The organism is Pseudomonas sp. Z18(2022) (assembly GCF_036346535.1).
GTDB classification, from domain to species: Bacteria; Pseudomonadota; Gammaproteobacteria; order Pseudomonadales; family Pseudomonadaceae; genus Aquipseudomonas; species Aquipseudomonas yamanorum_A.
Genome location: NZ_JAOTOA010000001.1, coordinates 997,884 through 1,011,312 on the forward strand (window position 1 = coordinate 997,884; position 13,429 = coordinate 1,011,312).

At 60.2% G+C, this 13,429-nt stretch carries 8 protein-coding genes; 1 reads left to right on the forward strand and 7 read right to left on the reverse strand.

Features of this window, described 5'->3' with window-relative positions:
• The first annotated feature begins 148 nt into the window (after positions 1–148).
• Positions 149–337, forward strand: a complete 189-nt coding sequence (locus V3W39_RS04545) for a hypothetical protein (protein ID WP_008438187.1) — start codon at positions 149–151, stop codon at positions 335–337.
• Between the two features lie 221 nt (positions 338–558).
• Here V3W39_RS04545 and V3W39_RS04550 read toward each other — a convergent pair whose 3' ends face one another.
• The 7 genes from V3W39_RS04550 to V3W39_RS04580 all read right to left on the reverse strand — a co-directional run bounded on the left by V3W39_RS04550 (position 559) and on the right by V3W39_RS04580 (position 13,429).
• The gene (locus tag V3W39_RS04550) at positions 559–1,104 is read right to left on the reverse strand and encodes a DUF2058 domain-containing protein (RefSeq protein WP_177044838.1); all 546 of its coding nucleotides are present in this window, start codon (positions 1,102–1,104) and stop codon (positions 559–561) included.
• Positions 1,105–1,129: 25 nt separating this feature from the next.
• Positions 1,130–1,963 (reverse strand): nucleoside triphosphate pyrophosphohydrolase, encoded by an 834-nt coding sequence (mazG, locus tag V3W39_RS04555; protein ID WP_330212258.1) that lies wholly within the window; start codon positions 1,961–1,963, stop codon positions 1,130–1,132.
• A gap of 136 nt (positions 1,964–2,099) precedes the next feature.
• Positions 2,100–4,343 (reverse strand): GTP diphosphokinase, encoded by a 2,244-nt coding sequence (gene relA, locus V3W39_RS04560; RefSeq protein WP_177044842.1) that lies wholly within the window; start codon positions 4,341–4,343, stop codon positions 2,100–2,102.
• Between the two features lie 135 nt (positions 4,344–4,478).
• Positions 4,479–5,831, reverse strand: a complete 1,353-nt coding sequence (gene rlmD, locus V3W39_RS04565; RefSeq protein WP_330212259.1) for a 23S rRNA (uracil(1939)-C(5))-methyltransferase RlmD — start codon at positions 5,829–5,831, stop codon at positions 4,479–4,481.
• Complete coding sequence (cysM, locus tag V3W39_RS04570) at positions 5,831–6,733, reverse strand: cysteine synthase CysM (RefSeq protein WP_003210736.1); 903 nt, start codon at positions 6,731–6,733, stop codon at positions 5,831–5,833. Before cysM ends, rlmD begins: the two co-directional genes overlap by 1 nt.
• Before the next feature lie 107 nt (positions 6,734–6,840).
• Positions 6,841–12,768 (reverse strand): NEL-type E3 ubiquitin ligase domain-containing protein, encoded by a 5,928-nt coding sequence (locus V3W39_RS04575; protein ID WP_330212260.1) that lies wholly within the window; start codon positions 12,766–12,768, stop codon positions 6,841–6,843.
• Positions 12,769–12,838: 70 nt separating this feature from the next.
• Positions 12,839–13,429, reverse strand: coding sequence for a tRNA-uridine aminocarboxypropyltransferase (locus tag V3W39_RS04580; protein WP_177044855.1), 591 nt, complete (start codon positions 13,427–13,429; stop codon positions 12,839–12,841).

A 13,429-nucleotide genomic window follows, 5' to 3' on the forward strand; every position in this document is an offset into this window, starting at 1 on the left:
ATGTCGCGGTTTACGGGGGCCCGGTGATTGTTCCAGCTTCTGTAAAGGTGTGTTGCAAATTCTGGTTATTTACTTAGCAAGCTAACAAATCATATAACAAAGGCCTGCGACGCCTTGCCGCAGATCAACCAGAGATTGGAGCAAGCAGATGACTGTAAAAGTAACTGAACGCGACGATGAACATATGTCCCATGAAGCAGTAGCCCACGGGATTCACATCTGGGATGTACACCAGCAAGACCTGCTGGTCGGCATGTTTCACGACGAGACCGAAGCTCATAATTATAAAAACGAGCTCGAGACCCTTGAGATGAAACGCCAGGCGCAAAGCTCCTGAGACTCTGAAATCCTTAGACACCCGGCCCCACGCAGCTGGAGTGTTTATAAACACAAACCCCGCCTTTTGAGCGGGGTTTGTGTTTTTTGGGGGGCGGGGGGATTTTTGGGGGCGCTTCGCGCCCCAGCGGGAGCAAGCTCCCTCGCCACAGCAAGCCCCCTTGCCACAGCAAGTTCACTCACCACAGCAAGCGCCCTTGGCACAATGTCGTTTCTACAGCCTTACCACATCAGGTCATCAGGGATCTGGTAGGCGGCGTATGGATCATCCTCATCCGGCACCTGGCTTTCGGTCAGGACGTTCATCTGCACGATGCGCTCCGGCGCCCGCTCCTGGATCTTCAGCGCTGCCTCGCGCGGGATCACCTCGTAACCGCCACCGTGATGGACGATTGCCAGGGAGCCGTTGCTCAGCTTGTTACGCATCAGGGTGTTGACCGACAGGCGCTTGACCTTCTTGTCGTCCACAAAGTTGTAGTAGTCCTCGGTGGTCAGCTTGGGCAGGCGCGAGGTTTCGATCAACTGCTTGACCTGGGCAACACGGGCCTTGGCCTCGGCTTTTTCCTGCTGCTGACGGTTCAGCTCCTGGTCACGCCGGACCTTCTCGGCATGGGCTTCAATGGCCAGGCGCGCCTGGCTGTCATCCGCTTCAGCCTGGCCTTTATGCACCAGACGCTGCTGTTTCTGTTTCTCTTTGCCGACCTGCTTGGCCTGCTTTTGATTGACCAGGCCTGCTTTGAGCAACTGGTCGCGAAGGGAAATGCTCATGGTGCTTACTCACTTGGGCAACGGCTCAGCCGCAGCTGGACAGATTCTTTTCCTGGCGTTTGGCTTCGCCCCACAGGGCGTCCAACTCTTCGAGGGTGCAATCTTCTATGGGACTATGGGTCTCGCGCAATGCCTGTTCGATAAATCGGAAACGTCGTTCGAATTTAGCGTTGGCTAAACGCAACGCAGCTTCCGGGTCGACCTGCAGATGACGGGCCAGGTTCACCGCCGCAAACAGCAGGTCACCCACCTCGTCGGCGATGGCTGCCGGGTCGTTGTCGGCCATGGCTTCGAGCACTTCATCCAGCTCTTCGCGCACGTTATCCACCACCGGCAATGCGGCGGGCCAATCAAAGCCGACCTGACTGGCGCGCTTTTGCAATTTGGCGGCACGGGACAACGAAGGCAGGGCTGTGGGCACATCGTCCAGTAAGGACAACTGCTCCGGCGCGTCGGATTTTTCCGCACGCTCCTCGGCCTTGATCTGCTCCCAGCGTTCCTTGACCTGTTCTTCGCTCAGTTGCGGGATATCCAGCGGCGCATACAAGTCGCCGGTGGGGAACACGTGGGGATGACGACGAATCAGCTTGCGGGTGATGCTGTCGATCACCCCGGCGAACTCGAAGCGCCCTTCTTCCCGCGCCAGTTGGCTGTAATACACCACCTGGAACAACAGGTCGCCCAGCTCACCTTGCAGGTGATCGAAATCCCCGCGCTCGATGGCGTCGGCGACTTCATAGGCTTCTTCCAGGGTGTGGGGCACGATGGTGGCGTAGGTTTGCTTGATGTCCCACGGGCACCCATATTGCGGGTCGCGCAGGCGGTTCATCAGGTGCAGCAGGTCTTCAAGTGAATACATCGATCAATCTCTATCCGTGTTCTGTGGGAGCTGGCTTGCCTGCGATGGCATCGACTCAATACATCTGAAATACCGAGGCGTCTGCATCGCAGGCAAGCCAGCTCCCACACAAGCCCGGCTCCCACAAAAAAATGGGTTATGGCGTGCGGTTGCGCCGGGTCTCAATGATGTTCGGCAACTGGGAAATACGCCCCAGCAACCGCCCCAACGCGTCCAGCCCCGGAATCTCGATGGTCAGGGACATCAACGCGGTGTTGTCCTCTTTGTTCGAGCGGGTGTTGACCGCCAGCACGTTGATCCGCTCATTGAGCAGCACCTGCGACACGTCACGCAGCAGGCCGGAACGGTCGTAGGCGCGGATGACGATATCCACCGGATAGGTCAACACCGGCACCGGGCCCCAGCTGACCTGGATGATCCGCTCCGGCTCGCGCCCGCCCAGTTGCAACACCGAGGCACAGTCCTGGCGGTGAATGCTCACCCCACGGCCTTGGGTGATGTAGCCGACGATGGCGTCCCCCGGCAATGGCTGGCAGCAGCCGGCCATCTGCGTCATCAGGTTGCCCACACCCTGGATCTGGATATCGCCACGCTTGCCCGGCTTGTAGCCGGTGGCCTTGCGTGGAATCAGTTCCAGTTGCTCGCTGCCGCGCTCCGGCTCCACCAGTTGCTGGGCCAGGTTGACCAACTGCGCCAGGCGCAGATCGCCAGCACCGAGGGCGGCAAACATGTCTTCGGCGATCTTCATGTTGGCCTTTTCGGCCAGCTTGTCGAAGTCCACCTGCGGCAGGCCCAGGCGCGCCAATTCGCGTTCGAGCAAGGTCTTGCCGGCGGCGACGTTCTGGTCGCGCGCCTGCAACTTGAACCAGTGGACAATCTTCGCCCGCGCCCGGGACGTGGTGATGTAGCCCAGGTTCGGGTTCAGCCAGTCGCGGCTCGGCGTACCGTGCTTGCTGGTGATGATCTCGACCTGTTCACCGGTCTGCAGGCTGTAGTTGAGCGGCACGATGCGCCCGTTGATCTTCGCGCCACGGCAGTTGTGGCCGATCTCGGTGTGCACGCGGTAGGCGAAATCCAGTGGCGTGGAGCCCTTGGGCAGGTCGATCGCGTGGCCGTCGGGGGTGAAGATGTAGACCCGATCAGGTTCGATATCCACCCGCAACTGGTCGGCCAAACCGCCGATGTCGCCCAGCTCTTCATGCCATTCCAGCACCTGGCGCAACCAGGAGATTTTCTCTTCGTACTGGTTGGACCCGGCCTTGACGTCGGTACCCTTGTAGCGCCAGTGGGCGCATACGCCCAGCTCCGCTTCCTCGTGCATGGCGTGGGTGCGAATCTGCACTTCCAGCACCTTGCCCTCGGGGCCGATCACCGCTGTATGCAACGAGCGGTAGCCGTTTTCCTTGGGGTTGGCGATGTAGTCGTCAAATTCTTTCGGGATGTGCCGCCACAGCGTGTGGACGATACCCAGCGCGGTGTAGCAGTCGCGCATTTCCGGCACCAGCACGCGCACGGCGCGCACGTCGTAGATCTGGCTGAAGGCCAGGCCCTTGCGCTGCATTTTGCGCCAGATGGAATAGATGTGCTTGGCCCGGCCGCTGATGTCGGCTTCAACCCCGGTGGCCTGCAATTCCGTGCGCAGCTGGCTCATCACGTCGGCGATGAAACGCTCACGGTCCAGCCGCCGCTCATGGAGCAGCGTGGCAATCTGTTTGTATTGATCGGGTTCGAGGTAACGGAAGGACAAGTCCTCCAGCTCCCACTTGATATGGCCGATGCCCAGGCGGTGGGCCAGCGGCGCGTAGATGTCGAACACCTCGCGGGCGACACGGTTGCGCTTTTCGTCGTCGGCGGTTTTTACCGCACGAATCGCGCAGGTGCGCTCGGCCAGCTTGATCAGCGCGACGCGGACGTCGTCGACCATCGCCACCAGCATCTTGCGCAGGTTTTCCACCTGGCCCTGGGTGCCCAGCACCATGGATTGGCGCGGGCTGAGGCTGGCACTAATCGCCGCCATGCGCAGCACGCCGTCGATCAGCTTGGCCACCACGGTGCCGAAACGCTGGCTGACGGTGGGCAGTTGAATATGCCCTTCGCGCACGCCGCGATACAGCACCGCCGCGATCAGCGAATCCTGATCGAGCTTGAGATCGGCGAGGATCTCGGCGATCTCCAACCCGGTGCGAAAGCTTGAAGTGCCTTCGGCCCACAGGTTCTTGGCCGCATTGTCTTGCTGTTCAGACTCACGAGCGAACTCGCAGGCTGCTTTCAAGGCTTCACGGTCCAGTGCCGGGTCGACACTGATGGCATGATCCAGCCATGCCTCGAGATTGATACTGCCGTCGGTGTTGATCGGCTGGTGTGCTCTCACCTGTACCATCTTGCTTACCTTCCCTACGACGCACCTTTTAGTGCGTCAAAATCATCGCTGACCTGCTTTACAAAAAAGCTTGTGCACGCTCCCTGGCAGGTCACAGGCCCAGGAGATGCAGGCCAGTCGGATTAAACGGGCATCCTAGCCCGCTTCAAATAACGCCATGGCCTCGACATGGGCCGTCTGGGGAAACATGTCGAGGATCCCGGCACGTTTTAGCCGGTAGCCTTGCTTGACCAACTCGACCGTGTCCCGCGCCAGCGTTGCCGGATTGCAGGACACATACACCAGGCGATCGGCCCCCAGAGTGGCGAGCTTGCGCACAACCTCCAGGGCACCATCACGGGGTGGGTCCAAGAGTACCGCAGAAAAGCCCTCTTTGGCCCATTCCGCGTCGGTCAAAGGCTGGGACAAATCGGCCTGAAAAAAATGCGCATTATGCAAATTATTGCTGGCGGCATTTTGTGCCGCCCGGTCCACCATGGCCTGTACACCCTCCACCGCCACCACTTCCCGCACCTGGCGGGCCAGCGGCAAGGCGAAGTTGCCCAAGCCACAAAACAAATCCAGCACCCGCTCGTCGGGCTTTGGCGCCAGCCATTCCAGGGCCTGGGCGACCATTGCCTCGTTGACCCCGGCGTTGACCTGCACAAAGTCTCCCGGGCGGTACGCCAACTGCAGATCCCACTGTTCCAGACGATAGCCCAGGGCCTGGTCCGGTTCGAACGGTTGCGGCTGGTCCTCGCCATGCAGCCACAATTGCGCTTCATGGAAGGTACAAAATTCCTGCAGGATCGTCAGGTCCGCTTCGGACAACGGCGCCATGTGTCGCAACAACACGGCAATCGACGACCCGCTGAACAATTCCACATGGCCCAACGCCTGAGGTTTGCTCAAGCGCCGCAGCATGTTGGGCAACCGCTGCATGATCGGTTGCAAGGCCTGTACCAGCACCGGGCAATCATCGATGGCGACGATGTCCTGGCTGGCCACGGCGCGAAAGCCCACCTCGAGTTTCTTCGCCTTGGCATCCCAGCGCACGGCCACGCGGGCACGCCGGCGATAGCCGAATTCCGGCCCGCTCAACGGCGCTGCCCACTCTTGGGGTTCGACACCCGCCACACGGGATAATTGCTCGGCGAGCATGCGCTGTTTCAGGGCAAGCTGTTCGTCATGGGGCAAGTGTTGCAGGCTGCAACCGCCACAGCGGCCGGCGTGCACACAGGGTGCCGGGCGGCGCAGTTCACTGGCGGTAAATACGCGCTCGGTGCGTGCCTCGACCACTTTGCCATGGGCGCCCAATACCCGCGCCTCAACCTCTTCACCAGCCAGGGCACCCACCACAAACCAGGTGCGGCCTTCGAAGAACACGATGCCACGGCCGTCATTGGCCAGGCGTTCGATGGTCAGGCGTTGCTTCTTGCCTACTGGAATCTGTGGGGCCCGGCTGCCGCCCGTCGGTTGGAAGCGCAGGCCTCTCTCGTGCTTGGCCATCAGTTGGGCGCGTCGAAAATGCCGGTCGACAGGTAACGGTCGCCACGGTCACAGATGATCGCGACGATCACCGCGTTTTCCAATTCCTGGGACAAGCGCAACATCCCGGCCACGGCGCCACCCGACGATACGCCGCAAAAGATGCCTTCTTCACGGGCCAGGCGGCGGGTGGTGTCTTCGGCTTCACGCTGGGCCATGTCGATGATGCGATCAACGCGGGCCGCGTTGTAGATCTTCGGCAAGTACTCTTCGGGCCAACGACGAATCCCCGGGATCGCCGCGCCTTCCATCGGTTGCAGGCCGACGATCTGGATCTCGGGATTCTGCTCCTTGAGGTAGCGCGAGTTGCCCATGATGGTGCCGGTGGTGCCCATCGAACTCACAAAGTGGGTGATGGTGCCCTGGGTCTGGCGCCAGATTTCCGGGCCGGTGGTGGTGTAGTGCGCCTCGGGGTTGTCGCCGTTGGCGAACTGGTCCAGCACCAGGCCACGGCCTTCGGCGGCCATGCGCTCGGCGAGGTCGCGGGCGCCCTCCATGCCTTCTTCCTGGGTGACCAGGATCAGCTCGGCGCCATAGGCCGTCATCGCCGCCTTGCGCTCGGCGCTGCCGTTGTCGGGCATGATCAGGACCATCTTGTAGCCCTTGATTGCCGCAGCCATGGCCAGGGCGATCCCGGTGTTACCGGAAGTGGCTTCGATCAGGGTGTCGCCAGGCTTGATCTGCCCACGCAACTCGGCACGGGTGATCATCGACAGCGCCGGGCGGTCTTTGACCGAGCCGGCCGGGTTGTTCCCTTCGAGCTTGAGCAACAAGGTATTGCTGGTGTTGCCCGGCAGGCGCTGCAAGCGGACCAGCGGGGTGTTGCCGACGCAATCGGCGATGGTGGGGTACTGCAAGGTCATGGCGTATTCGCAATCCAGACTGCGGGGGCGACCATCATACCGGGAAAGGCTGGCGGGCCATATCACGCAAAGTGCGGTGCTTATTACCTAAAGACATAAGCAACGAATCAACCCACCACGAAATTTTCCCATTCCTGCTGCGTGAGTCCCTCAATCAAGGTGTTTTTGGCCATTTGCCTCGCGCCTTGCAGCACCGTGATGTAGTTCAGGTACTCACCCTCTGTCATCAAGCCATTGGCAACTTTGTCTGTCGCTATTTCCAGGGCCCGGTCAAAGCGTTTGAGGACTGACTCGAATCGTGTCGTATATTTACGCTCCAGAAACGTCACCCAGTGGTGCGCTCTCTGAAGCCGCGCAGGCCAGTTGATTCCCGACTCTTGACGCAAAATCGCCCGACGCAGCGTGTCGACCGATTGCGCATCAGGGATCGCGGTGGAGGCACTAAAACGCTCCGGTAATACTTGAGGCAGATCGAGGCTGGTGGCTAACGCGATGCGATAACTCAAAATTCGCGTGCAGGCGTGCCCCGTGGATTGAGGGGCGAAGCGCTCGGCAATCAGCTGGTTCAAGGCATCAATCCGACGTAATGCCCGGTAATAATGCACAAAGGCCGGCCCGGCACTCTGTACGTTGGCGGCGAGCATTTGTTGCGGCAACCTGTGCAACTCAAGCTCATGCAAGCACAGCAGCCAGCCGTCGATACCACCACTCATGAATCGATACGCCGGCAAGTAGGCAATCATGTTCACGCCGTCATGAAATAGCGCTTCGTCGATCAACGCCCAAATGCGTCGTGTCACATTTTCTCGCTGTGCCCGATATTCAGGGTCAACAAACCCAGGAAACTTGGCGATGCTGCCCAGCAGCTCAAAAAAGTAGTCCGCCATCGGCTGCTCTTGAAGCGCCGCCCAATCACGTTCGCGCCCTTGCACTTCTGCGGGAGGAAGCAACGCCAGCCAACGGTTGGCGCGCTGGTCAAGCGAAGCCGCAGGCTCCCACAATCCGAAATCGATATCCGGCTGCCCCTGGCGCTCACCGAGGCGGCGCAGCATTTGCCTGGCCTGGGGGCTCAGTGGATTGCCCCTCAGATTGATCCCCCGATGCACGTGCGGATAGATGAACAGGTCCGTCTCGGCCAACTCGCTGATCTGGTTGTCACGCAGATCAAAGCTGCGCAGTGAACGCAGGGCTACCGCGCCCCGTGGCAAGCGGTTCAACCCGGCAGCACGCAAGCTCAACTCCTGCAAATTGGTCAAGCGATAGAACGACAATTGCCGCCCCTGCCCCAGCGGGTTGAACGACAAATCGAGCGACCTCAACCCGGTCAATGCTTCCAGTTCAAGCTCGCTCTGCAAGTCAAACTTCAGGCGGTTATGGGCCAGGTTGAGCACCGCCAGATAGGGAGCCCCCTCCAGCGATGGCAGCCGGGTTAGCCGGTTGCCGTTGAAATACAGGACACGAAGGCCTGGAAAGCTTCGCAGAAAGTGCGAAGGCAATTCGGTCAGGCGGTTGTTCTTCAAGCTCAACACCGTTACATGCCCGAAATGGGCACTTAATGTCGGCAAACTCGCCAGGTCGAGGCTGTCCAGGTTGAGTTCCTGGGCAACGCCCAACGTCAAGCCTTCCCTGGCCCAGCAACGCTGAATCCGTGTCACCGCCAAGGCGCGCAAGCCCGCCGAAATGCTGTCCGGGTCGCTTACCAACGCCTCGTCGTTCCAGCGCTGCAATGTTGTATTCAACGCGTTTCGCTCGCTGAACAGATGATCAATGATTAACTTGCGCTCCCCGAACGAATCGCCAGCGTCCAGCAGTAAATCCAACACTTCTGTATCTGTCAGGGAAGGAAACAACTCACGCATTCGCAACACTTGCGCGCGATCCATCGGCCTCAGTTCATCACCGCCACTGAGCGGATACCCGATACGACCATCGGCAATCCGCCGCGGCAGGATGCGCCAGGAGTTGCGCCCAATTTTGAGTAAGGCTTGCGAGGACTCCCGGTTACGCTCCAGGTGATCGCCAATAATCAACGTCAGTTCCTCGACTCCGGACGCATGGGTGTAGCCAAGTACACGGCGCTCAAACTCCGGCAGCGCAGCTAACAGAGCGGGCAAAAAAGCCCCAAGGTTTCCTATCGGCTGCCGGCCGCCGTTCAGTTGGGGGATGTAGGCCTGGTATTGACCGGCCACCGACTCTAATTCACGCTTGAGCGACCCGTCGACGGGGCCGATGCTGTCGATCAGTCGCCCCCTTTCCCACACCTCGACTCGCAAATGATTCGGCCAGCCGTCTATGTACGGCAATGTATGCAGGATCAACTTGGAACTGTCTCCACTCGCCGCAGCAGGCAAGTGCACGCCCTCAAAAGCCCGAGCCTTTCGCAAATAATCGATCCACCAGCGCACGTACGGGGTGAGTGTCCAAGGCACACGGCCCGACTCCAGGAGCCGTGCCTCATCCGCATTGGTTTGACGCACCAGTTCTTCGGCGACGGCCGCCGTCAAACCAGGAAAATGCCGTTGCACCACCTGCGCCAAGGGGTCAGACGACAGTTCGCTCTTGTGAAGCAACGCCTTGAAAAAGTACCGCTCCATTGTTGGTGGGCTGAACAGGACTTTCTCCTCAAGCAGGGCGATCTGCTCGGCGCGACCGAGGCCCGCTCGACCAACGAGCGCATCGGCCCTGGCAGCCCCGACCTCAGCAAGCACCTCATCGAAAAAGTCCGCGCCAAGCTCCATGCCAGCCTTGACTCGCTGATGAACCTTGAAACGCTCGATGGTCTCCACCAGCACCGCCGGCGGGCGCTCGTTACGCACATGCATGCGCCGCAGGATGTCCGGGGAAACGCCACTGATCTGCTGAATCCGCATGATGTCATCCGGCGATAACGTGCTGACCAATGGCCCCAGGCGATGAAACGGTTTATGGCCGTCCCAGGTCAGCGGGTTCTCCCATTCATGATGCCAACTGCCTGCACTGTTGTGGCTCAACACCGGTGCATACGCGTCCTTCAGCACCGGGTGCTGGACGCGCCAGGGTTGAGGCGGCTCGCCCTGGACAACCTTGAGAAACGCACTGTCAAGAAACAGATAGCGATCCGCCCCCAGCCTGTAAAGGCCGAGAGCATCAGGCTGCGGCTCAAGACGAGCGGCATCGACGGCGCTGGCATAGTGCTCGATTGCGCGCTGGCAGGGATAAAACGAGCCATCAGAGACACGGTTGCTCAGCAGGGCCTGGGCGACCCGATAACGAAACCCGGTGATGGCCTGCTGCGTACTCACACCAAATCGGCGCTGATCATTCTCCGAGAGCTGGATGAGGACCGCTTGATAGAAGCTGTCTGCGCCGGTAAACATCGCCCCGACAAGGCCTTCACCCTGAAAAAATGGCGAAAATCGTCCACGGTTTTGATCGATCACCACAACGGTTTGATCCCCGGCCCGCCGCGAAACGTAGGGAACCGCCTGCTTCGCGGGGCTGACGACCAATGCCAGGCCAGTAACGTCGCGCAGTACGCCATCGGCGAACGCTGCGGCCCAGGCCTGAGTCTGCCGATTGAACCGCCGGGGATGGAAAACCCCATCAACGATGGCTGAACGGCGCGCTGCCTGAAGAGCAGCGCGCAAAGCGTCATAAAGCGCTTCGGGTTGCAGTTGCGAGTGCAACAACTGCGTTTGCTGATGCTCCGACAAGGGATGTTCGCGCAGCACTTCCAACAACCGCGCCTGACTCAGTTCGGGGTACAAGGCCCGCAGTTGGGTAATCACGGCAGGTACGGGATACTCGTGACCGATGCTGTCGGGTAATAACCTGCGCACTGAAGCACCGGCACCTCCTGGTACAGAACGACTGGCATCAGCGAACTGGGTAAGTGCCTCAAACAGATCGATTTTCAAGGCCTTTGCCAACGCCGCCAATTGCTGACGAAGCGGCTGTGTCCCACCCGCAAAAACCGCCGGCAACAATTCCACGATTGCCTGTGGAAAATCGATGCTGATCCGGCGCGCAGTGGCATAAGCGAACTGATGATTTTCCAGCCGGGTGACCCTGATCACGTCCGTCGCCGGCGATGACGCCATCTTGCTATAGCGCCGGACTTCCAGGCCCTGTTGGTTTTCAATGCTCAAGGCCGTTTCCGCAGGCCAATTGTCCAGTTGGGTCAGCAACGGAGCCATGACCTCAACGGCCCCCACCAGCGATGGCACACCGGGATCAGCGCCTTGCGCAACCCACTCAATCAGCCTGTCGGCCCTGAACCGATTCACAGCCTCGGTCAGCGATGCAGAAGGACGCACGCCCTGCCAGACCTGGTTTAGCGTTTGTCGTGAAGTGGCACTTGAGTCGAGCAGAATATCCAGGTCCCGGGCCGGAATATTCGGGGTGCCGAGCATTCTTTCCAGAACCTGTGGGTTGGTCAGCGCTTGATGATTGGAAGCGCCTGCGCGTGGCACGGACAGCCGCTGGAACAAGCGCTGATGCCGACGTTGCACGGAACGGTCCAATCGGGTATGCAATCGACTGCCAATCAGCAGATCGGCCACGTCGACAAGCCCTTGAAGAAATTCGCCAGGCTCCCCTTGAAGCGCCAGGGCACCGCCCTCGACCAACGCCTGCTCCATAGCCACAAACATCGCCAAGGCCCGCACCCGCCCCAAACCTTTCAACGCCCCCGGCGCAGGGATCAACAGCACATCGAGAATCTCAGTGATCAAGGCCTGGAACAGTTCGATCAGAGTCGTCATGAAACCCGATGTTTCATTGGCCAGCTCCTGCAAGTTGGCACGGCTGCGTCTGACATAAAAATCGTACAAACTGACGATCGGCACTTTTTCCACTGGCGTGCGTACATAGCCGATCTGCTTGACACCATCGACCCTCGGAATGGCTTGAGCCAGCGAATAGAGGAGCTTGGCAAGCAACCCGGCGTCGGGAGGCGGAGTGACTTTGACGATTTGTTTCAACCGTGCGCAATCACGCAGCAACATCATCTGATACAACCAGTCGACATGACCCGAGCGATAGAACGCTTGGAACGCCACATGGAACTCCTGGCAGGCCTCTCGATGGCTGCCATGGTGGCGCAGAGACCCGCCAGGGCGGTTCGGAAAAAAGCTGAAGGCCCCATTGCAACCGCTGACGGAGAACACCAGATGAGGAATCGTCAGGCGATCGCCTGGCGGTGGGCCCACGTACTGCCCGGTCAGGCCCAAGGATTGAGGCACCCAACTGACGTTGTCCACACCATGCGGCACGAACAGCAGCATCTCTTCCATCGAGCCCCAACGCACCTCCCCCGTCAAAGCGCGTTTAACGTACTGGTACTTGTCCCGGTCGATTCGACTGGCCGTTGTGTTTTTCAGTGCCTCTATCAAGGCGAACTCAAACTCGGTCGTCGCCAGCCCCATGAGGCAACTTCCCAGGGCCGCGTTGGCCATCAACGCCTGGTCCAGACGGGTTTTGAGTTGACCGCCGATATCAAGCCTGCGCACCAACGCAATGAACTGTCCGGCGGTGGCATTGATACCTGCATCGAGATAACTGGCATCGGCCAGGCCGGTCCGGCCGGGATAGCTCCAGCCAGTCAGACCGTCGTAACTCATGCAGGCCGCGTCCCAAAAAGTAATGCTGGCGACCTCCACCGTTCCGCCGGCGCCCGAAGATGCCCGTCGCACACGGCTTGCCGGTTGCAGATAACGCGTATGGATACGCGCGACGCTGGGGTCGATGTCCTGGCCTGTCAGGATTTTCAGCTCGCTGCGCAATGAAGCCAGTGCCTGCTGCCGAAACGCGTCTGTGAGTTCAAGAACCGCCTGCTCCAGGGCTTTCTGCGCCTCCACCCATGCCCCTTGCAGGCGTACATACTCAAGCCGTTCTTCGTGGTTGAGCGCACCGAAAAAATCGTCGAACGACGCTCGCATGGCATCCAGTGCTTGCAACACCTGCCACTCTGGCTCAGCCATCAGCGGAGCGCGTTGCTGCATCATGAATTCGTACAGCGTGTCCGGGAGCGCTGCGGGGGTAATCGGGTCGGCCATTTCCGTGTTCCTGAAAAGGTCAGCCTATCCCGTCACCCGCCGCCTGCGCGGTATCTATGGCGCGTGCACATCAACCATGGTTCTTCTCGAAAACCGCTGGCCCCATGGCAGCAATCTGACCGTCGATAAGGGCCTCGAACGGTTTCAGCAGCGGCTCAAATAACGCAGGCGCTTCGAGCGTCTGCAAGGCTTGAACGATGGCCTCCACCGTCGACAACGCTCCAGGGCCCGGCGCCTTGCGCAAGCGGTAGCGGGACACGGCACCTTCCGCCAGCGTCACCCGGGGCAACGCCGCCAGCAAGGGATTGAGGTGCAGCAACTTGCGCGCCTTGCGCCAAGTTCCGTCCGGCACCACCAACAACAACGGTTCGTCAGATGACGTGTAAGCCTGCAACGGTTGCGCACCCTCGGCAGGGAATAACAAACGCGCCTGGTAGCCCGGAGGGTTTAATAGCGTCTGCATGTCCTCAAAGACCTCCCCCACCACCAACTGCGCATTCACCAATCCCAGCGCCGCCAACCGCGCCGTATTCAAGGCGTGATTGACCTCACTGGGATGCTGCAACAGCAATACGCGGGTGCGGCTGTCCAGGCGGGGGATCAGCGCGCACAGGCAATGGGTGGTGGGGCGCAGGCAGCGGGAGCATTGGGGTCTGGACAT

Coding starts and splice junctions, on each gene's coding strand:
- V3W39_RS04545 (WP_008438187.1), top strand. CDS start 149: ATGACTGTAAAAGTAACTGAACGCGACGATGAACATATGTCCCATGAA.
- V3W39_RS04550 (WP_177044838.1), bottom strand. CDS start 1,104: ATGAGCATTTCCCTTCGCGACCAGTTGCTCAAAGCAGGCCTGGTCAAT.
- mazG (WP_330212258.1), bottom strand. CDS start 1,963: ATGTATTCACTTGAAGACCTGCTGCACCTGATGAACCGCCTGCGCGAC.
- relA (WP_177044842.1), bottom strand. CDS start 4,343: ATGGTACAGGTGAGAGCACACCAGCCGATCAACACCGACGGCAGTATC.
- rlmD (WP_330212259.1), bottom strand. CDS start 5,831: ATGGCCAAGCACGAGAGAGGCCTGCGCTTCCAACCGACGGGCGGCAGC.
- cysM (WP_003210736.1), bottom strand. CDS start 6,733: ATGACCTTGCAGTACCCCACCATCGCCGATTGCGTCGGCAACACCCCG.
- V3W39_RS04575 (WP_330212260.1), bottom strand. CDS start 12,768: ATGGCCGACCCGATTACCCCCGCAGCGCTCCCGGACACGCTGTACGAA.
- V3W39_RS04580 (WP_177044855.1), bottom strand. CDS start 13,429: ATGTCCAGACCCCAATGCTCCCGCTGCCTGCGCCCCACCACCCATTGC.